The 20,016-nt window shown below is 40.0% G+C and carries 19 protein-coding genes; 2 read left to right on the top strand and 17 right to left on the bottom strand.

The annotated features are described in order from the left end of the window. Positions 1-3: 3 nt before the first annotated feature. Positions 4-564 (bottom strand): TetR/AcrR family transcriptional regulator, encoded by a 561-nt coding sequence (locus T375_RS09345; RefSeq protein WP_044937708.1) that lies wholly within the window; start codon positions 562-564, stop codon positions 4-6. Between the two features lie 199 nt (positions 565-763). Here T375_RS09345 and T375_RS13825 point away from each other — a divergent pair, with 199 nt between their 5' ends. Continuing rightward, on the top strand, positions 764-892 hold the full coding sequence (locus T375_RS13825; protein ID WP_256377539.1) for a hypothetical protein: 129 nt from the start codon (positions 764-766) through the stop codon (positions 890-892). Positions 893-1,655: 763 nt separating this feature from the next. On the opposite strand, the gene gltA is transcribed toward T375_RS13825, so the two are convergent. The 6 genes from gltA to T375_RS09310 form a co-directional block, all read right to left on the bottom strand. Further along, entirely contained in the window at positions 1,656-3,041 is a 1,386-nt protein-coding gene (gene gltA / locus T375_RS09335) for an NADPH-dependent glutamate synthase (RefSeq protein WP_044937705.1), read from the bottom strand. Beyond that, the gene (locus T375_RS09330) at positions 3,041-3,931 is read right to left on the bottom strand and encodes a sulfide/dihydroorotate dehydrogenase-like FAD/NAD-binding protein (RefSeq protein ID WP_044937704.1); all 891 of its coding nucleotides are present in this window, start codon (positions 3,929-3,931) and stop codon (positions 3,041-3,043) included. Before T375_RS09330 ends, gltA begins: the two co-directional genes overlap by 1 nt. A 196-nt stretch (positions 3,932-4,127) precedes the next feature. After that, positions 4,128-5,084, bottom strand: a complete 957-nt coding sequence (locus T375_RS09325; protein WP_044937702.1) for a TIGR03943 family putative permease subunit — start codon at positions 5,082-5,084, stop codon at positions 4,128-4,130. 36 nt (positions 5,085-5,120) lie between these two features. Beyond that, positions 5,121-6,221 carry a CobW family GTP-binding protein gene (locus tag T375_RS09320; protein ID WP_044937700.1) on the bottom strand — a complete coding sequence of 367 codons (1,101 nt, stop codon included), beginning with the start codon at positions 6,219-6,221 and terminating at the stop codon, positions 5,121-5,123. A gap of 175 nt (positions 6,222-6,396) precedes the next feature. Next, positions 6,397-7,230, bottom strand: coding sequence for a PRD domain-containing protein (locus T375_RS09315; RefSeq protein WP_044937940.1), 834 nt, complete (start codon positions 7,228-7,230; stop codon positions 6,397-6,399). An 18-nt stretch (positions 7,231-7,248) separates the two neighbouring features. Further along, positions 7,249-9,369 (bottom strand): PTS sugar transporter subunit IIABC, encoded by a 2,121-nt coding sequence (locus T375_RS09310; protein ID WP_033154356.1) that lies wholly within the window; start codon positions 9,367-9,369, stop codon positions 7,249-7,251. Between the two features lie 318 nt (positions 9,370-9,687). On the opposite strand from T375_RS09310, the gene T375_RS09305 reads away from it, so the two are divergent. Next, positions 9,688-10,596, top strand: a complete 909-nt coding sequence (locus tag T375_RS09305) for a tRNA modification radical SAM protein MnmL/YtqA (RefSeq protein ID WP_044937698.1) — start codon at positions 9,688-9,690, stop codon at positions 10,594-10,596. Here T375_RS09305 and T375_RS09300 read toward each other — a convergent pair. The 10 genes from T375_RS09300 to cobJ are packed head-to-tail and all read right to left on the bottom strand — an operon-like array spanning position 10,593 to position 20,004. Continuing rightward, entirely contained in the window at positions 10,593-11,633 is a 1,041-nt protein-coding gene (locus T375_RS09300; protein ID WP_044937696.1) for a pyridoxal phosphate-dependent aminotransferase, read from the bottom strand. The two genes, T375_RS09305 and T375_RS09300, sit on opposite strands and share 4 nt — an antisense overlap. Positions 11,634-11,645: 12 nt before the next feature. After that, a complete protein-coding gene (gene cbiB, locus T375_RS09295; protein ID WP_044937694.1) occupies positions 11,646-12,608 on the bottom strand; it encodes an adenosylcobinamide-phosphate synthase CbiB in 963 nt (320 codons plus the stop codon). Next, positions 12,550-13,125 carry a histidine phosphatase family protein gene (locus T375_RS09290; protein ID WP_155952493.1) on the bottom strand — a complete coding sequence of 192 codons (576 nt, stop codon included), beginning with the start codon at positions 13,123-13,125 and terminating at the stop codon, positions 12,550-12,552. The genes cbiB and T375_RS09290 overlap by 59 nt, the downstream gene beginning before the upstream one ends. Beyond that, entirely contained in the window at positions 13,125-13,457 is a 333-nt protein-coding gene (locus tag T375_RS09285) for a bifunctional adenosylcobinamide kinase/adenosylcobinamide-phosphate guanylyltransferase (protein WP_049960381.1), read from the bottom strand. The genes T375_RS09290 and T375_RS09285 overlap by 1 nt, the downstream gene beginning before the upstream one ends. Before the next feature lie 4 nt (positions 13,458-13,461). Continuing rightward, positions 13,462-14,223: an adenosylcobinamide-GDP ribazoletransferase gene (locus T375_RS09280; RefSeq protein WP_044937692.1), complete on the bottom strand. Its 762-nt coding sequence runs from the start codon at positions 14,221-14,223 to the stop codon at positions 13,462-13,464. Then, positions 14,220-14,780 (bottom strand): bifunctional adenosylcobinamide kinase/adenosylcobinamide-phosphate guanylyltransferase, encoded by a 561-nt coding sequence (locus T375_RS09275; protein WP_044937690.1) that lies wholly within the window; start codon positions 14,778-14,780, stop codon positions 14,220-14,222. Before T375_RS09275 ends, T375_RS09280 begins: the two co-directional genes overlap by 4 nt. Continuing rightward, a complete protein-coding gene (locus tag T375_RS09270) occupies positions 14,777-15,862 on the bottom strand; it encodes a nicotinate-nucleotide--dimethylbenzimidazole phosphoribosyltransferase (RefSeq protein ID WP_044937688.1) in 1,086 nt (361 codons plus the stop codon). The genes T375_RS09275 and T375_RS09270 overlap by 4 nt, the downstream gene beginning before the upstream one ends. Then, complete coding sequence (locus T375_RS09265) at positions 15,849-17,198, bottom strand: cobyrinate a,c-diamide synthase (protein WP_044937686.1); 1,350 nt, start codon at positions 17,196-17,198, stop codon at positions 15,849-15,851. The genes T375_RS09270 and T375_RS09265 overlap by 14 nt, the downstream gene beginning before the upstream one ends. 14 nt (positions 17,199-17,212) lie before the next feature. Continuing rightward, positions 17,213-19,255 carry a bifunctional cobalt-precorrin-7 (C(5))-methyltransferase/cobalt-precorrin-6B (C(15))-methyltransferase gene (locus T375_RS09260; RefSeq protein WP_044937684.1) on the bottom strand — a complete coding sequence of 681 codons (2,043 nt, stop codon included), beginning with the start codon at positions 19,253-19,255 and terminating at the stop codon, positions 17,213-17,215. After that, positions 19,255-20,004, bottom strand: a complete 750-nt coding sequence (gene cobJ / locus T375_RS09255; protein ID WP_044937682.1) for a precorrin-3B C(17)-methyltransferase — start codon at positions 20,002-20,004, stop codon at positions 19,255-19,257. Before cobJ ends, T375_RS09260 begins: the two co-directional genes overlap by 1 nt. Positions 20,005-20,016: the final 12 nt, after the last annotated feature.

Raw genomic sequence — 20,016 nt, 5'->3', positions numbered from 1 at the left:
TTATTATTTTCCCTTTACAATTATACCGTCTACCATTACATCAACAACTTCTGCCAAAGCTGTTGGATAATCTTTTGAACTTCCCTGAAGGAAATCCCCCATTAAAAGCTGCTCTACACAAGCTTCATACATAAGCTTGAAGATATTAAGGTCAATCTCTCTGATTTCGCCTTCAGCAATGCCGCCCCTCAAAAGATCAAGCGTCTTGTCCCAGCCGCTATCCAGTCTCTCCTGCATAATCTCGTACGCCTTTGGATACTTTGTAGCCAGCTGATGCATTGCTGTATACTCAAAGCCATAATACGACTCAGGCAAAACAGACAAGATGCTACGAATCTTCTCTATTCTAGTAAGACTATTATCGTAATAAATCTTATCCTCTGATTCTTTAATAAGGTCAAAAGCAAAATTCATCATCTCACACATAAGCTCATTCTTATCTGTGAAAATCGTATAAATGGTTTTCTTGCTCATTTTCATTTCTGAAGCAATATCATCCATTGTAAATTTCGGACCTTTTTCTCTGAAAACCTTTAAGGCTCCCTCTAATATTCGTTCGTTCATCATAAACTCCCAAAAACTATAATTTATATATTCAGTTTCCTATAGCTAAATTATACTAAAGTCTGGAAACTATCTCAATACAATTCCGTTTATACAATTTTCACAATATCTTCAAATTGTTTTTGTTGACAAATGACAAATATGGGTTTAATATATCTGCTGTAACAAAGATAAAGAGAGATTTTAGGAGGAAATTAGAATGTTCGAAGAAGTATCATTCCAAATGTACAGCGTGTATGCTGATTACGAAAAATACTGCGCAAGAAAGAAGCAGGAAGGCGTTGAACCAGTTTCATTTTTCAAGTACGCCTTTGGACAGTTCGACTAAGAACTGTTTTCACTACAAAAACAACAGGGACTCCCAATCGGGAGTCCCTTTCTTATTGTCTCCCCAAAATTCCCATGCCCCTCTCTCATTTTCCTGGCATTTTGCACCCCGCCACCAAAAAAACTACGCCAGCCCCGGCCCCTAAGAAGGTACCTGCCACCGAAATCCCTGCACGATTTTGCGAAGATTATTGATTTTCTTAGTGGGCAAAGGGAGCTTTTAGCAGGTGTCCTTTCATTGGTTTTGCAATGCGAAGCCAATGTATGTAGAGGGCAGACACCTTTGGGCTTATTATTATCTCCACACAAATTTAGGATAATTGCGCTCATACTCCGTTTGCCAAGAAAATTTAGAAAGGGGATTTTGGATGTTTATGCGCCGCCCTTTAACTCAGTCCATTTCGTTGTCGGGCTCTCGGCGCCGTCCATGGCGCCTCGCGCATAATCATCTCAAAATATCCCTTTCTAATTTTCTAGGCTCACTTCAAATGTCGCTGCAATTATTCCTAAGTTTGTTGTGGAGATAAATTCTAAAAATAGAGAGTGTCTGCCTAGCTACATACATCGGCGTTAGCAGTGCAAAGAATTGAAAGAACACCTGCATATAAAGAAAGCGACACTGCCCACTTAGAAAATCATAATCTGAATGCAATGTGCAGGGATTTGGTGGAAGGGACCGCCTTAGGGGCCGGGGCTGGTGATAAATATACTATGGCGGGGTGCAAAAATGCCCCTGGGGTTACCAGGGGCATGGGAATTTGAGTTTATTTTGACTGGAAGTACTTGTCGATGGCAGCTGCGGCTGTTTTGCCGGCTCCCATGGCAAGGATTACGGTTGCGGCACCAGTTACGGCATCACCACCAGCGTAAACGCCAGTCTTTGTGGTTGCGCCATCTTCTGTTGCAATTAAGCAGCCTTTCTTGTTTGTATCAAGTCCAGCTGTTGTGCTGGAGATAAGTGGGTTTGGTGAAGTACCAAGTGACATGATAACTGTGTCACATTCGATTTCGTACTCACTGCCAGGGATTTCTACTGGTCTACGACGACCTGAAGCGTCTGGCTCGCCAAGTTCCATCTTGATAATCTTGCATCCGCGAACTGCGCCTTCCTCGTTAACAAGGATTTCTACAGGATTCTGAAGAAGATCAAAGATTACACCTTCTTCCTTTGCGTGATGTACTTCTTCTGCTCTTGCTGGAAGCTCTGCTTCGCTACGACGGTATACAACGTGTACCTCAGCTCCAAGACGAAGTGCTGTACGAGCTGCATCCATTGCTACGTTACCACCACCAACAACTACTACTTTCTTTCCGCGAGCGATTGGTGTGTCGTATCCTTCCTTGAATGCCTTCATAAGATTGTTTCTTGTAAGGAATTCGTTTGCAGAGAATACTCCGTTTGCCTGCTCACCAGGAATATGCATAAACATTGGAAGACCTGCTCCTGAGCCGATAAATACAGCTTCAAAGCCTTCCTGTTCAATAAGCTCATCAATTGTAATAGAACGACCAATGATTACGTTCTTTTCGAATTTAACGCCGAGAGCCTTTACGTTCTCAACCTCAGCCTTAACAACCTTGTCCTTTGGAAGACGGAACTCAGGAATACCGTATACTAATACACCACCCATTTCGTGAAGTGCTTCAAATACAGTAACATCGTATCCAGCCTTTGCAAGATCGCCAGCTGCTGTAAGACCTGAAGGGCCTGAACCAATAACTGCAACCTTGTGACCATTTGGAGTAGATGTGTTCTTTGGCTTGATGCCGTTTTCTCTAGCCCAGTCAGCAACGAAACGCTCAAGCTTACCGATTGCTACGGCTTCGCCCTTGATTCCGCGAACACACTGACCTTCGCACTGTGATTCCTGAGGACATACACGACCACATACTGCTGGAAGTGCTGAAGACTCAGAAATAATTTCGTATGCTCTCTCAAAGTTACGATTCTTAACCTGCTCGATAAATGCAGGAATATTGATAGAAACAGGACATCCGCCTACACACTTAGGATTCTTGCAGTTTAAGCAACGGCTTGCTTCAGCAACTGCCTCTTCCTCTGTATATCCAAGACATACCTCATCAAAGTTTGTAGCACGAACCTTTGGATCCTGCTCAGAAATAGGTACTCTAACCATCATATCTGCCATTATTTGTCACCTCCGCAATTTCCACATCCACCGTGATGAGTGTCGCCTTCCTGAAGCTTAAGAAGAGCTCTTCCTTCTTCAGTCTTGTACTGCTTAGCACGAGCCATAGCCTGATCAAAATCAACTAAATGGCCATCAAACTCAGGACCGTCTACACAAGCGAATTTAACTTCATCACCAACTACAAGTCGACAAGCACCACACATACCTGTACCATCAACCATGATTGGGTTCATAGATACAACTGTAGGGATGCCAAGCTCCTTTGTAAGGAGGCAAACAAATTTCATCATAATCATAGGACCGATTGCAACACAGTGGTCGAAGCTCTTACCTGCATCAACAAGAGCCTGAAGCTGCTGGCAACCATTGCCGTGGAATCCATAGCTTCCATCATCTGTAGCAAGATAAAGCTCTGTAGCTACTGCTCTCATCTCATCCTCGTAGAAAAGGATATCCTTTGTACGAGCGCCGATAATAACTGTTGAATCAACACCGTGCTCCCTGAGCCACTTAACCTGTGGATAAACTGGTGCAGTTCCAACACCACCTGCGATGAATACAATTTTCTTCTTCTTTGTCTCTTCAAGGTTTGCCTCGATGCAAAGCTCTGAAGGCTGACCTAAAGGACCAACGAAATCATCAAATGCATCTCCTTCGTTAAGTAAAGCCATGCGCTCAGTTGAAGCACCAACTGTCTGGAATACAATAGTAACTGTGCCTTCGTTTCTATCGTAATCACATATTGTAAGAGGAATTCTTTCTCCTTCTTCATCAATTTTAACAATGATAAACTGACCTGGTAGACATCCTGAAGCAACTCTAGGGGCTTTTACTACCATAAGGTAAATCTTATCTGAAAGCATTTCCTTCTTTAAGATTTGATACATAAAATAGACTCCTTCCCTTTTCACATTTCTATATAATGTATATCATTTCTTTAGCTTTGTAAAGTGCTAAAGCAAATTTACGCTTATAAAAGTTTAAATATTTAAAATTATTATTATGCAAAAGATTACCCCACACATCATTGATAATTGCCTTTATTATGAATGTTGTGTGGGGTTACATTGACTGTAACTTTATTTAACTAAAATAAACCAATTCGTCTTCTGGCTTTTCTGTAGGCTCTACCGATACTGGATAGAGAACAGGGCCTTTTCCTTTGTATTCTTTTGCGAATTCTACTTTGATTGTAGCTGTAATATCAATCCAGCTTCTGTGGCCTAAAGTAGATGCCTTATCCCACTTACACTTCATGCCAAGGAACTGAATATCCTCAACACAGCATGTCATTGCAAATCTACCTGGAATAAATACATCTCTTCTAAGCTTGCCATCATTTGGATTGTAAACTAAACCAGTGAAGTGGATTGTCTTGCCATCGTATTTCTTTGGCGAATCCATACAATCCATAAACCACAAAGCATAATCAGCATCTGAAATCTCGATTACATCTGCATTTAAATCAAATGGAAGCTCCTCTGGTGAATCATCAATTGATCCATCTGCACGCTCATAAACGATTTGTGCTGGTCTGTTCATTGATTTGATCTGACCACGGAACTTAGACTTTGGTGTAGCATCAGTACATCTGTTAAAGATAACTACTTCTGCCTTAAAGAGCTGCTCCATCATCATGGTACGCATGTTGTTAAGGTAGTTTTCAAATGTAGTTGCATCTACAGTAGCAAGTGACTGCGCTGGTACCCATCCTTCTGGAAGTGGCTCATCATAAATATGATCCACACCCCATGTGCCGTTGTACTCAAGGAAAACTACATCTGGATCATATTCCTTTGAAATCTTTGTAAGATTTTCAAGATTGAACTCATCCTCTGACTCGATTGTAGCAACCTTTGCATTGATAGTCTTAAGCTTTTCGATGTCGTATTCAACATCTCCATCCTCACAAGACAAAATGAGGATTTTATCGTCTCCACCTTGAGTGAAGTCATTTTCAAACAATGTCTCCTGGATAAGGGTAGTTTTTCCACTATCCATAAATCCAGTAAAGACATAAACTGGTATATCTTTTGCCATATTAACCTCTATTAACTAAATCTAACGAACTACTGATTAAAGACCGAAAAGCTCCTCAACCTTGTGCTCATCAACATCTGCACCGATAACAACAAGACGTCCTGTGTAGTCTGGCTCGCCAGCTCTAAGCTCGTATTCACCGTCAACGAAGTCGAAGTAAATCCAACCACCGTTAACATCCTCAACCATACCCTTTGAACGGATGATTGTACCGTAGTCTGTTGTTTCAGCAAATGCCTTCATAGCCTTTTCGATTGTAGACTTTTCGAACTTGTGAGGAGTCTCAATTCCCCATGTATCGAATACTTCATCAGCATGGTGATGATGGTGGTCGTGATCGTGGCAACCGCATGTGCAGTTTTCATCATGCTCATGATGATGGTGATGCTCATGCTCCTCGTGATCATGGTCATGGTCGTGATGATGCTCGTGCTCCTCGTGATCATGGTCGTGATCGTGATGATGATGCTCGTGCTCATGCTCTTCCTCTTCATGCTCGTGAGCTTCCTCTGCAAGATGCTTCATATCTGAAGCAAGGTTGTCCTGTCCTTCCATAACTGAAAGAAGCTTTTCTCCTGAGATTTCATCCCATGGAGTTGTAATGATAGCAGCCTTTGAATTAAGCTTCTGAATCTGCTTTACACAGAACTCAAGCTGATCTTCTGTAGCTGTCTGTGAACGTGAAAGTACAACTGTTGTAGCAAACTCAATCTGGTTGTTGAAGAACTCACCAAAGGCCTTCATCTGCTTTGAAGCCTTGAGAGCGTTAACAACTGTAACAAGACCTGTAAGCTTAACGTCTGCTGTCTCCTCAAGCTTGATAACAGATGTCATAACATCTGAAAGCTTACCTACGCCTGATGGCTCGATAAGGATTCTGTCTGGAGAGAACTTTTCAAGAACCTCGTGTAAATTCTTATCAAAGTCACCAACAAGTGAACAGCAAATACATCCTGAGTTCATCTCTGAAATAGTGATACCAGCATCCTTAAGGAAGCCACCATCGATACCTACCTCACCAAACTCATTTTCAATAAGAACTACTTTCTCACCCTTGTATGCTTCTTCAAGCATTTTCTTGATGTAAGTAGTCTTTCCTGCACCTAAAAATCCTGAAATTATATCAATCTTTGTCATATTAAAAACCTCTCTTTTCCAAAGAATATATTATAAACCCACTAACGAAATATGATAGCACAGAATTGTGAAAAGTTCTATAGTTATCATTGTATTAATTGTGTGCAATTATTTATATATTCTTTGGAAAATGGATACAAAAAAAGGTTGCCTATTTCTAGGCAACCTAAAATATCTAGTTCATTTCATCAAGAGCGACTCTTTCGATATGCATTGCTAAGTACCCGATTTCCGCCTGGTGAATTTCTTTTCCCAAGCTCTTTCCTAGCTCTTTACATATCTTCTGAGACATCTTAAATGAATTAGCAGCAGAGGCGTTGATATAATCGTTCATATCAAGTTTAATCACCTCGCCATTCATAGTTCGGGCAATCATGTATCTTATATGATTCAACAACCTATTATAGGACAATGAAGTTGTGTCTATCTTTTTTCCCGTTTCTTTCTCTACCATGGTGACACATTCTCGGACAGCCTCAGCCATTTGCATAGCAGACGAAACTGCCTGATCCATAATAGATGAATGTATATGCAAAGCTATATAGCCGATTTCGTCGTCGGTAAGCTCTACGTCAAGACGCTCCTTCAAAAGACCTTTAGCGTTTTCTGCCACTTTAAATTCAGCGTGGAACAAAACTCTAATGTCGTCCGTTAAGGGGTTTCTAAGTTGCTCATTGTTTTTGCTACGTTTAACGGCAAATTCAATGTGGTCAGCCAAAGGCAGCATAACGTCTCTGTCGATTGTCTTAAATGCTGCCTCTGCTCTGTCCAGAATCTCATTTGCGATTTCAAGATATACAGGGTCAATACTAGTTGCTAATTCCTTTTTTCCACCACGTTCGGTAGATTCTTTCAAGGAATAAACTTTATGTTCTTCTGATACTTCTATCGTTTCACTAACATGCTTGCCGAAGCCAATTCCCTTGCCCATAATAAGGTACTCTTGGGTCGTATTATCCAAGATGCCAATCAGCGCATTGTGATTTAGAACTTTTTCAACTCTATACATCTGATCTCCTAAATACATTTACTCATAAAAGTCTACTGCGAGTAAATCCTCTCCTGCTTTAATTGAACCATCGCCGATACGACGAAGCTTCTGATTACTCTTAAGCTCTGTGCAAAGAACTGGAGTAGCGATTGAAGGTGCGTTCTTTGAGATGAAATCTAAATCAGCTTCCATCAATACATCACCCTTCTTAACCTGCTGTCCAGCCTTAACAAGTACGTTAAAGCCTTCGCCCTTAAGCTTAACTGTATCAATACCAAAGTGAAGTAGCATAGCTACATCATCATCTGTCTTGAATCCGATTGCGTGATTTGTATCGAATACGAATACAACTGTACCATCAGCTGGAGCGTAAACCTTTCCATCTGCTGGTGTGATAACAGCGCCATCACCCATCATCTTCTGTGCAAAAACCTCATCTGGAGTCTCTGATAAATCAGCTGCTGTACCAGTAAGTGGGCTGCCAAGAACTACTGTCTTAACAAGCTTTCCTGTTGGCTCAGCTGTCTCTTCTGCCTTAGCCTCTTCAGCTACTGCCTCGTTAGCCCCATTATATTCTTCATTTGGAGCAGTCTCAAGATAATCTTCAAGATTTGACTTGATAACTGTAACGTGTGGTCCATAAATAATCTGAACGCCGTTACCCTTGTGAACTACACCTGAAGCACCTGTGCTCTTAAGTAAAGCATCGTTTACAAGCTCTGGCTTGAAAACTGTACAACGAAGTCTTGTAGCGCAGCAGTCAACATCAGAGATGTTCTTCTTGCCGCCGAGACCGTTTGTGATCTTTGCAGAAGTCTCATCAGAAACTGACTCTTTCTTTGCATTGTAATCACTACGTCTGTAAAGCTTAACTTCCTCTTCTGCGTCTCTACCTGGTGTCTTAAGATCAAACTTCTTAATAAGGAAGCTAAATAAGAAATAATATACTACAAAATAACCTACTCCGACAATAGGTACCCAAATCCAGCTTGTTCTAGCATTGCCTGGAAGAATACCGAAAAGTGTTAAGTCGATAAGACCACCTGAGAATGTCATACCAACACCAACACCGCACATATGCATAAGCATGTATGCTGCACCTGCAAATACACAGTGGATACCGTAAAGAGCTGGAGCTACAAATAAGAATGTAAACTCGATTGGCTCAGTGATACCTGTAAGCATAGATGTAAGTGCTGCTGAAAGAAGAAGTCCACCAACTTCCTTTCTCTTCTCTGGAAGAGCTGTACGATACATAGCAAGTGCTGCTCCAGGAAGACCAAAAATCATAAGTGGGAACTTTCCTGACATAAATCTTGTTGCAGATACTGCGAAGTGATCAACTGTAGGATCAGCAAGCTGCGCAAAGAAGATGTTCTGTGCACCTTCAATTACCTGTCCACCAACTTCTAATGTTCCACCAACAGCTGTCTGCCAGAATGGAAGGTAGAATACGTGGTGAAGACCAAATGGGATAAGAAGTCTCTCCATGAGACCGTATACCCATGTTCCAAAATAACCTGAATCAAGAACAACAGCGCCTACTGCGTAGATACCCTGCTGTACGAATGGCCATACGAAGAACATTACGATACCAACTAATGTGTATACCAAACCTGAAACGATAGGTACGAATCTTGTACCACCGAAGAATGATAATACCTGTGGAAGCTGAATCTTATAGTACTTGTTGTGAAGTGAAGCAACACCAAGTCCTACGATCATACCACCGAATACACCCATCTGTAATGAAGTGATACCACAAACTGAAGTTGTTGCACCCTCAAGAAGTGCCTCTGGGCCACCGTGAATTGTAATCATAGCGCCGATTGAAGCATGCATAATAAGGAATGCAATTGCTGCTGCTAAAGCTGCTACTTCCTTCTCCTTCTTTGCCATACCGATTGCAACACCGATAGCAAAGATGATTGGTAAGTTAGCAAATACGATATTACCTGCATCAGACATAACTGTAAGAATAGCGTTTCCAACTGTTCCAGGGCCTAATGCCTTTGTAAGGTGGTAAGTCTCAAGCATTGTCTCGTTTGTGAATGAACCACCGATTCCAAGTAACAAACCTGCTACTGGAAGGATTGCGATTGGCAACATGAATGATCTACCAACACGCTGCAATACTGCAAAAATTTTGTCTTTCATTTAAAGTACTCCTTTTCACTATACATTTTCCCGTATCTATGTGAATGAGCCTTTTAATGAATCTCAAATTACCAATTTGGCAACATTTGAGGATTTATGGGCATAGAAAAAGGCACGAACCCACATAAATACAATAAGTTTATGCATAGTTCGTGCCTTGATTGGTTACAAGTTACACACTACAAGACAGTAAGATAGCATGCAATTGATTCGCTGTCAATAGTTTCGTAAAACTTTCGTAAACGTTTAAGTTCCTATTTTTTCGCTTACTTGTCTATTTTTATTGAAAGAATCCACTTAACTTTATAAAATCAGAGTATGGAATATACAAGTTTATCTGATTATCTAAAGGAAAAATACAATACAAAGGTCTACAAGCTGTCACTTTCATCTGGCTGCTCCTGCCCTAACAGAGACGGAAAAATAAGCACCGGTGGATGCATCTTCTGTTCTGAAGGAGGCTCAGGTGATTTTGCCAGCTCTTATAATACAGACATAGAGCAACAGATTATCCAAGCCAAATCCAGGGTGGATCAAAAAATATCAAATAAAATCCCAGAGTCTGAGCGAAAATATATAGCATATTTTCAATCCTTCACCAATACATATGGTGATGAAAAACGCTTAATGAAGCTTTTTGAAGAAACAATCAGCTTTCCTTATATCGTTGGCCTATCTATAGGAACTCGTCCCGACTGTCTTTCTGATGAAATGATAGCCTTTTTAGGTAAGCTAAATCAGAAAAAGGAAGTTTGGATAGAGCTGGGATTACAAACTATCCACGAAGATACGGCTAGATTCATTAACAGAGGCTACCAGTTAAATGTATTCGAAGATGCATACAAACGACTTACTAATGCAGGACTTAAAGTTGTAGTCCATGTGATTTTGGGCCTTCCAGGAGAATCCACAAATGACATGATTGAATCTGTAAAATACTTGAGCCAGCTCTCTCCTGCTTTATTTGGAATAAAGCTACAGCTTCTTCATATTTTGACTGGAACAAAGCTTGCTGATATCTATAATGAGAATCCTTTTCATGTTTTCACACTTGAGGAATACTGCCAGGTTGTAGGTGAATGTCTCAGGGTTCTTCCAAAGGAGACAGTTATTCACAGACTCACTGGAGATGGACCAAAAAAGCTCCTTATCGCACCCCTTTGGAGTGGCAATAAGAAGCTTGTAATGAACACTATGAGAAAATACATTAAGGAACTTGATAGTTAACCCTTAACTATACTTTCTATTGCTGAAAGCAGCCCTTCGTTTTCGTTGTGCTGCTTTATAGCAACTCTGTAAAAGCCCCTAGTAAGTCCCTTAAAATCAGAGCAATCTCTAATCAAAATATTGAATTCTAAAAGCTTTTCTTTTAAATCTGATATATCACACTTGAATAGAATGTAATTGGAATCTGATGGATAAACTTTAAATCCTAAATCCCTTAATCCTGCAGATAAATACGTTCTTCCATCATTAATAATTCTAACTGATTCTGAAATGTAATCCTGATGCTTCAAACACTCGGCCCCAGCCATCTGGGCGAAAATAGATAAATTCCACTCAGGCAAATGCATCTTAATAGCATCAGCTAATGATTGTCTGCAAATTGCATATCCTATTCTTACACCTGGGATAGCAAAGGTTTTTGTGAAGGCTCTAAGCACAATAACATTTTTATAATTTCGAATATTGTAAGCCAATGACAATTCCTTTTCTTTTCCTGTAAGTGTCAAGAAACATTCATCCACTACAACTACTGTCCCCTGCTTTTCACATAGGGAAATAATTTCATCCAGCAATGTCTTTTCTATGAGCAAGCCATTAGGATTATTCGGTGTGGTCAGAAATAGAATGTTTGGCTTTTCATCCTTGATTTTATCTAGTAAATCTTCCTTTACTGCAAAATCATCCTCTTCTCTGAGGTAATGATAAATAATGTTACAATCCGGTGCTGCTCCTGTAATACAATGTTCGTATCCTGAAAAGCTAGGCGCTAAAAGCATAGCCTTTTTAGGTGTAAATGTATGGCATATAGCCATTATCAATTCGGATGCACCATTTCCAAAAACAACTTCGGTTTCTAATAAATCAAATATAGCAGCTGTATCCCTTGCTAACTGCTCGTGATAAATATCAGGGTATTTATTAGCATGTAATGCCGCTTCAGTTAATACCCATTGCACCTCCGAAGGAACTCCAAGAGGGTTTATATTAACTGAAAAGTCGAAGTGTATGTTGTTTCTGTAGATGTCTCCTCCATGCATGTCAAAATCTCCTTACAACAATAAAACTAAAATAACAACACATAATAATTCGCAAACCACCGATGTAGCAAGCATCAGCTTATTCGCTCTTTTAATATCTTCAAGCTCTACAGCTCTAAGTCCATCTCCAATAAATGGCTTCTCTACAATTTTTCCAAAATAGCTTGCTGGGCCAGCCAGCTTAATTCCAAGAGCTCCTGCACAAGCACTTTCAGTTTGTGCGGAATTTGGACTGGCATGATTGTATCTGTCCCTTTTGAAAATCCTAAATGCATTTGACATACTATAGCCTGGCCCCAAAAACAGGCAGGATAAAATCATCAAAAGTGCACTGATTCTAGCAGGAATATAATTTACAATGTCATCCAGCTTTGCAGCATATTTTCCAAAGTCGTAGAATCTGTCATTTTTGTAACCTATCATGGAATCCATGGTGTTGATAGCTTTGTAAGCCATACCCAAAACCGGTCCACCAATAGCTAAATAAACCATCGGAGCAATCACACCATCTGATGTGTTCTCAGCCACGGTTTCCACTGCAGCCTTTGTCACACCAGTTTCATCCAAAGAAGCTGTATCACGTCCGACTATCATAGACACTGCCTCTCTTCCAGCTTCAAGCCCTCTCTCCTTTAAAGCATGATATACTTTCATACTTTCAGTATAGAGGCTCTTGGAAGCAAGACACTGATAGCTCATTACAGATTCTATTATAATTCCAAAATATGAATTAATCGTGTAAGAAACCACTAAAATAGCGGCTGATATCAATACCGTAGCAAGAATTACAAGAATAACCAGAATCAAACCATTTCTATTTTTCTTTTTAGATGTGTACTCCTGCTTAAGGAGTTTGTTTGTAAGGTAATCAATCAGCTTTCCAATCCATCTTACAGGATGTGGCAAGCAATAAGGATCACCTATTAAAAGGTCTAGTACAAAGCCCACTATAAAGGCCGTCATGTGATAAATCAAATGTGTATCCCTCGCCGTTTTCTACGTGATATGAATAATAATCTCCCCCAAATATATTGCTTAAAATGGCCATGATTGTGCCACCGTGAGCAACAACCGAAATGTTTGCATAATCCTGGCTTTGTACTAAAAGCTTTTCAAAGCCCTTCATAGCTCTTGATGAAGCCTGGCTTCTGCTTTCTCCACCAGGGAAAGGAGCTTCTCCATTAGATTCAATCCAGGATTGATATTCCTTATCTCCTGAAAGCTCCTGATAGTTCTTTCCCTCAAATCTGCCAAAATCCGTCTCTCTAAGATCCGTAATTACAATTGGTTCCATATCTGGATAAATAATTTTTGCTGTTTGAATGCATCGAATCATAGGACTTGAAAAAACAATATCTGCTTTCGGATAGACTCTTGTTTTTATCTCAAGTTCCCCTTCTGAACTTAGTGCCTCATCAGTAATACCCACATATCTTTTCTGGAGATTGCCCGATGTTTTGCCATGTCTTATAAGAGTAATTGTTCTATCCATCATTTAATCCTTTGACCAATACCAAGCACTACCCTGTGGACTTCCTCGGCTTCCTTTGCAAGCTCGATTAGAATGCGTCCGGAAACCTCACGCCATTCATTATCCTTTTCATCCATTGGAACAACGCCATTTCCCAGTTCATCTGCTATAAGAACCCAGTCGCCTTCTGAAATAGCTTCATGAATTTCTTTTAAAATAGCTTCCTGGCCCATGCCTTCATCCATTCTTTTTTTAATAAAAAGATGAAGCTGATTAAAGAATCTGCAATTTGGAAAATTGCTTGTAGCATATTCTGTTTTTCCTTGATAGCTTCCACCTACTATTAAAACCATATAATCACCAATTAATACTTGTTAATCCAAGAACAACAGCTATTAACACTTCTGCATTTACAACAAACCATCCCATAACATCTCCGGTTATGCCGCCTAGCAATCTTTTAGCTTTTCTCATATCTATAATTGCTATTTCAATTCCCATTATTGTCATAAAAATGCCATATAAAGGATTTAAATATATGCTAAACAAAATAACTAAGATAAGCTGGATAAGTAATGCTACAAAAACAACCTTATCACTTGCAGTTTTTGCTTCTGTATGTAGCAATCCATCTTCCTTTGCCTTTTTGCATCGTACAACACAGATTCCACTTAACGCTCTTGAAACAAAAAAACTAAAACACCAAATTGTAAATGCTTCTTTTGACATCAATAAAACCATTGCCAAAAAAAGTATTCCTACCGTAATTACGTTAATTACAGAAAAGGCTCCAATATGAGGGTCCTTTAAAATCTCTAAGCGCTTTTCCCTGGTTTGCCATGAGCTCATAGCGTCTTCCATATCCATAAAGCCATCCAAATGAAAGCCACCTGTTACAACCAAAGGAATGGCAATTGCAAGCAACGCCATCACAAGACTTGGAATCTGATATTTCTCATAGAAAATATATAGTAAATATTCAAGTCCACCAATTACGGCTCCTACCCAAGGGAAGAATATCAAATGATATTTCATATCCTCTGATTCCCAATTGAACTTTGGCATTGGTATTCTCGAATACATGGAAAAAGCCACAATAAATGCTTTTATAATTTTCATAATTTTATTCCTATTCCTACAACTACTTCGTATACTTCTTCTGCAACTGCAGCAAGCTTTCGATTGATAGCACCTAACGCTCTTAAGTACTCTTTTGTACCAACGTCATAGGATATGCCATCTTCAAATACATTGTTTGTAACAATCACAAGGGAAGAAACGTTTTCTTCAAGCTCCTTCACATCCGAAAGTATCTTTGCAACACAATCATCTGCCGAATTAATCTCGCCATCTCTAAACATTTCGTTGGCCACCAGATTAGACATACATTCCAGTAGAACTATTTCTCCATCTAAGTCAGCCTTGTTTGTAGAGAAATCTCCCGAGTCAATGCTGTCGATTTCAGATATGGCATTTACGATATCCACATCATGCTCTAAAGTTACAAAGCCCTTGCCTTGCCTGAGATTTCTGTGACGCATGATTCTATCCTTAGCATCATCACTGTGCTTCATAGTCGCAAGATAATATTTATTTTTATATCCTGTGGAGCAGACAAGGTTTTCTGCATATTCAGATTTACCACTACTGCTTCCACCATAAACTAATGTAATCATTTTGCCTCTGAAAAGTTTTCGTATTGATCAACTCCGGAATCACCGAATTTAAGTGCATCATGAAAAGCTACATCTGCAAGACGAAGACTTGGCACTACCATCACTGCACCTGCCCCTTCGCCAACTGCCATCTTTGCATCGATGACTGGCTCCAAAGAAAGCTTAGATGCAAGCTTCATTGCCACTGGCTCTTTGCTGATATGAGAAGGAATCATGTAATCCTTTGTGTTATCAAGAAGTCTGTCTGCCACTAAAGCAGAAACCATGCTAAGCATTCCATCCAAAATAACCGGGATTTTGTAGAGGGCACCGCCTAAAATCATACCTGTCATTGCAGCCAGCTCCAATCCGCCGAAGTTACTGCAGATTTCTACTGGTGATAATCCACTGTACATTGAAAGCGCCATAGAAACTACTGCGCGCTTCTTACTGAAGGCTTCATCATCAAGACCAGCCCCGCGACCGGTAACAGCCTCTGCATTTAAATCAAGCAAATACCCTGCCATTACAGCAGCCGATGTGGTATTGCCAATCCCCATTTCTCCCACAAGAAGACATGTGAATCCTTGTTCCTTGCTTTCCTTGGCAAGGTCCATACCAACCTGAACAGCTCTGCAGAATTCTTCCACTGACATAGCTGGATGCTTCAGGAAATTACATGTTCCATATTTTACTCGTCTGTTTAATGTGTAGGGAACTTCCTTTGGACTATTTATTCCCACATCAACAGATACAACATCTATACCAAGAGATTTTGCCATTGTGCCAGCAGTTGTAAGACCTTTGCCTATATTAGTGGCACAGATACGTGTAACATCCTGGCTTGTCTGGCTAACGCCTTCCTCAACAACACCATGATCTCCGCAGAACACCACAAGACGCATATGATATAAATCTGGACTTTCAAAACCTTGAATTGCAGCAATTTTTGAATGGATATTTTCAAAAGCTCCAAAGCTATCAATTGGCTTTGAAACTCTGTCCCATTCCTTTTTCATTTTTGCAAAAGCATCTTTGTTGACTGGTTCTAGCTTAATTTTGTTTTCAAGAATGTCGTCAATTAAAAATCTAGTTTCTCCCATAATTTTTCATAGCCTCCACAAAATTTGATACGAACTTAGGATTTGATGGATAGTACAAATGAGCAAAGCCCATGTAACTTCCATTTTTATGATGAATGCATGCCCAAGACCTGCTTCCGGTAGGCTTTGTAGCAACGCAATCCTCACCATTATTATCTGTATCATAATAGTGAAATTCATGCCCCTTTATTTCCATACCACTATTATCATCAATTGTAACATAGCCAAATCGAACCAGCCTGCCAGTCCAATAAGCCTTCCCCTTTAATGCGCCAACCATTTTATAGCTTGCGCCTTCCTTATCATGTATTTCATCTAACAAATACATGAATCCGCCACACTCTGCCAGTGTAGGTATTCCAGACTCCAGTGCTTCTTTAATAGCAGCCTTCATTTGAGTATTTGCAGAAAGCTGTTCAAGATAGTTTTCCGGATATCCGCCTCCTAGCAACAAGCCTGATATATTCTCCGGAAGAGACTTATCATTTAAAGGTGAAAACTCTACCAATTCAACACCATTTTTTTGAAGCATTCTGAGGTTTTCTCTGTAGTAAAAACAAAAAGCTTCATCTCTTGCCACAGCCAGTCTAATAGGATTCGTATTTACGTTATATTCTATTTCACCATGGCTATCCTTTTCAACCAATTCATTAGCATCACCAGCTATTTTCAAAAGCTCATCCATAGAAATGTTTTCCGCCAAAAGCTCAGCCACTTTGTTTTGCTGTTCTTTTAAGCCTGGAATTTCTTCTGGAAGAACTAATCCTAAATGCCTGCTTGAAACAAGAATCTGACTGTCATTAGGCATCACTCCAAGACATGTTATTCCAAGCTCCTCCTCGATGAGTGGCTTTAAAATATTTCCAAAACCTGGCGATGTTTTATTCAGGATTACTGCCTTTATCAGATTATATTTATCGTAATCTAAAAAGCCCTTTATCTGAGCCAGCACAGACCTACCTGCTCCTCGGGCATCAACTACAAGAACAATTGGACATTCCAGGGCATTAGCAACATCGTAGCTGGAGCCCATTTCCTGTATGCCACCAACTCCATCGAATAACCCCATTACTCCTTCAATAACAGCGATGTCTCCTTCAGCCTCCTCAGCAAAAATAGAAACCGTCTTTTGCTTATCCGTAAAGAAGGTGTCTAAATTGCCAGCCGAAATGCCAAGGACCTGCCTGTGATACATAGGATCAATGTAGTCAGGACCGCACTTAAATGAGCAGGGATTCTTCCCTGCATTTTTCAGAGCTTGTAGCAATCCACATGTAATTGTAGTTTTGCCGGAGCCGCTATTTGGCGCAGCAATCATTATTCTTGGAATTGTCATTTTGTCTCCAATATCTATAGTGTAAATGTAGCAATGTAAACAGGATTCTGTCCCTGTAATATGTTGTAATCTCCTGCTTTTTTAGCTTTACTTACTGCAATCTGCACTACATCAACATCATTAAAATTATACTTCTTAATCACAGAATTAATCTCTGCAATAGTCTCGATTGTAACAGAATTGATGACTACCTTAATTGGCTTTTCATACTTCATCAATACCTGCAAAATATCCTCAAGTCTTCCTCCACTTCCGCCAATAAAAACATGGGTTGGTGCTGGCAAATCATGAAGTGAATCTGGTGCGATACCAGAAATCAAATGGACATTTTTCAAACCGAACTTATCAATATTCTTTTGAATAAGCTGGCATGCTTCTGGCTTGAATTCTACTGCGTAAACCTGAACCGATGAATCCAATAATCCCATTTCAACAGCAACAGAACCGCTTCCACTTCCAATGTCGTAGCAAACAGCATTTTTTGTAATCTGCAATTTGCAAATTGAAAGAGCTCTAATCTCTTCCTTGGACATAGGAACTTTATCTCTATCAAAAGCTACATCCAAAAGTCCTGGAGTAAGAACCTTTGCTTCCGGTTTGTTATTTTTAATAAATACAGTGGAAAGTCCATCTTCATTGAAGTTGCCACACTTGTCTATTGAAAGCCTTTGAACCTTTTCATCAGCATAAAGGTTTGTTCCAACAAGTATTGAAAATCTTGGGGTTCCAGCTGTATCAAGATTCTTTAGGATTTCACCTATTGCCCTAACATCCTTACTGCCTGATGTTATGACAAACACTTTTTCATTGTGCTTTATTTGCTCAGTAAGTAAAGGCATCCACAATTGTTCTTCAACACCATGGGTGCTTAGAAGCTTTGCATCCTGCCACGACTCACCAATTCTGGCAGCCAAGGCACTAATTGATGATATTCCAGGTAGAATGTTAGCTTTGAGAAGTGGCTCTTTATCAAGTGCCTCCTTTAGCTTTTTAGCTCCGCTGTAGAAGCCTGTGTCTCCTGAAAATAATACAACTGCTTTTTTCGTACCAAACTTTATATCTGCAGCTAGCTCACTTAGCTTAGGTACAATATCTTTTGCCAAATAATAAGGGAATTTCTTGCTATCTGTTTCTATACCTACAAGCATTCTTGGAGCGCCAAAAATATAATCTGCTTCAAGGATAGCCTGTTCTACTTCAGCTGTAATTGAACCAAATCCCATGCCAAAGCCTGCTAAGGTAACATAGATTTTGGTATCAACTCCCTCTACTACGCCATATTCAGTTGATTTGATTCCAAACAACTGAAGCACTTTGTCTCTCGTCTCAAAAAGTGAATAACCTTTAACCTTTTCTTCTGGCCTTCTGATGATGTAGGTAGGAATCTGAGCTTTATTTGCGGCAACAATACGTGCAGCCTCTCCGCTTGCCTTTCCTCCCTCTTTCATAACAAGTACTTTCGCTTCGCTCTCACGCAGAAATGAAAGATTCATTCCTGCCGAAAATGGTCCCTGCATTGCAATGATCTGACTTCCCTTCAGCCCATTTTCACTGCAGATGCGAATACTCTCTTCACTAGGAATCACTCTTGCTATGATTCGTTCTCTTATTGATTCATTTTTACAAAATACAGCCAGCTCCTTGCTACCTGTTGTAAGGAAAATTTTTCCATTTACTTTTTCTAAAGCAGCGGCGCATTCTTCTGTGGTATCAAAAAATGTGCAGTTGCTGTAATCTACATTTTCTTCATCCCTAACAACTCTGAAAAAAGGTACATCCTTGTATGCGAAAATCGCCGATTCGATTTCCTGCTTAACTACCTCGGCAAAGGGATGTGTGGCATCTATAATGGCATCTGGATTTACCTCAGAAAACAGCTTTGCCATTTCCTTGAAATCCATTCTTCCGCATCTAACCTGGATGTATTCAAAAGACTCAAGCTGTTGCTTGCCATATTCAGTGGCAACGCAATAAACCGAACCAATTTGCTCATGAGCTAATGATTCAGCAAGAATTCTTCCCTCTGTAGTTCCGCCAAAAATGATTACCTTTTTCATTAAATTTCATACCCTCTTTTTGTAACTAACTTCCCCTGAATAATTTCACTTTTGCTGTTACCAACAAATACTGTAGTGAACATATTCACCTGAGCATTCTTAAGCTCATCTAGAGTACAGACAACAGTTTTTGTGCCTTCTCTACCAATATTTTCAACATAGCCACAGGCTCTGTTTTTATCTGCTCCCGCATCCAGCATGATTTGACATGCCTTTTCTAAATAGTCATGTCGCTTTTTGCTTGAAGGATTATAAATTGCCATTGCAAAATCACCCTGAATTGCAGCTATAAGTCTGCGTTCTATGGTCTCCCATGGTGTAAGTAAATCGCTGAGACTGATTACGCAAAAATCATGATTAATTGGTGCCCCAAGCTGGGCTGCACCTGAGATGGCAGCTGTCACTCCAGGAATAACAGTAATGTCATCTGCGGTGATATTCTGAGACTCATATTCAGGTAATAGCTCGTACATTGGCGCCGCCATACCGTAGACTCCTGCATCTCCACTGCAAATAAAAGCAACTATCTTCCCGTCCTTTGCAAAATCATAGCAGGCTTTACATCTTTCAACTTCCTGTCTCATAGGTGTAGTGAAAAACTCCTTATCAGGGAAATGTTCCTTTACCAAATCAATATATACTGTATATCCAACAATCACATCAGCATTTTTCATAGCCTGATATGCTTCGTCTGTCATCATTTCTTTGTATCCTGGCCCCATGCCAATGATATAAATATGTCCTGTCATTAATCCTCCTGA

The sequence above is a fragment of the Pseudobutyrivibrio sp. LB2011 genome (assembly GCF_000701765.1).
Classification (GTDB): domain Bacteria; phylum Bacillota; class Clostridia; order Lachnospirales; family Lachnospiraceae; genus Pseudobutyrivibrio; species Pseudobutyrivibrio ruminis.
Note: the sequence above shows the minus strand (reverse complement) of the source record. Positions and strands in the feature narration are given on the sequence as shown.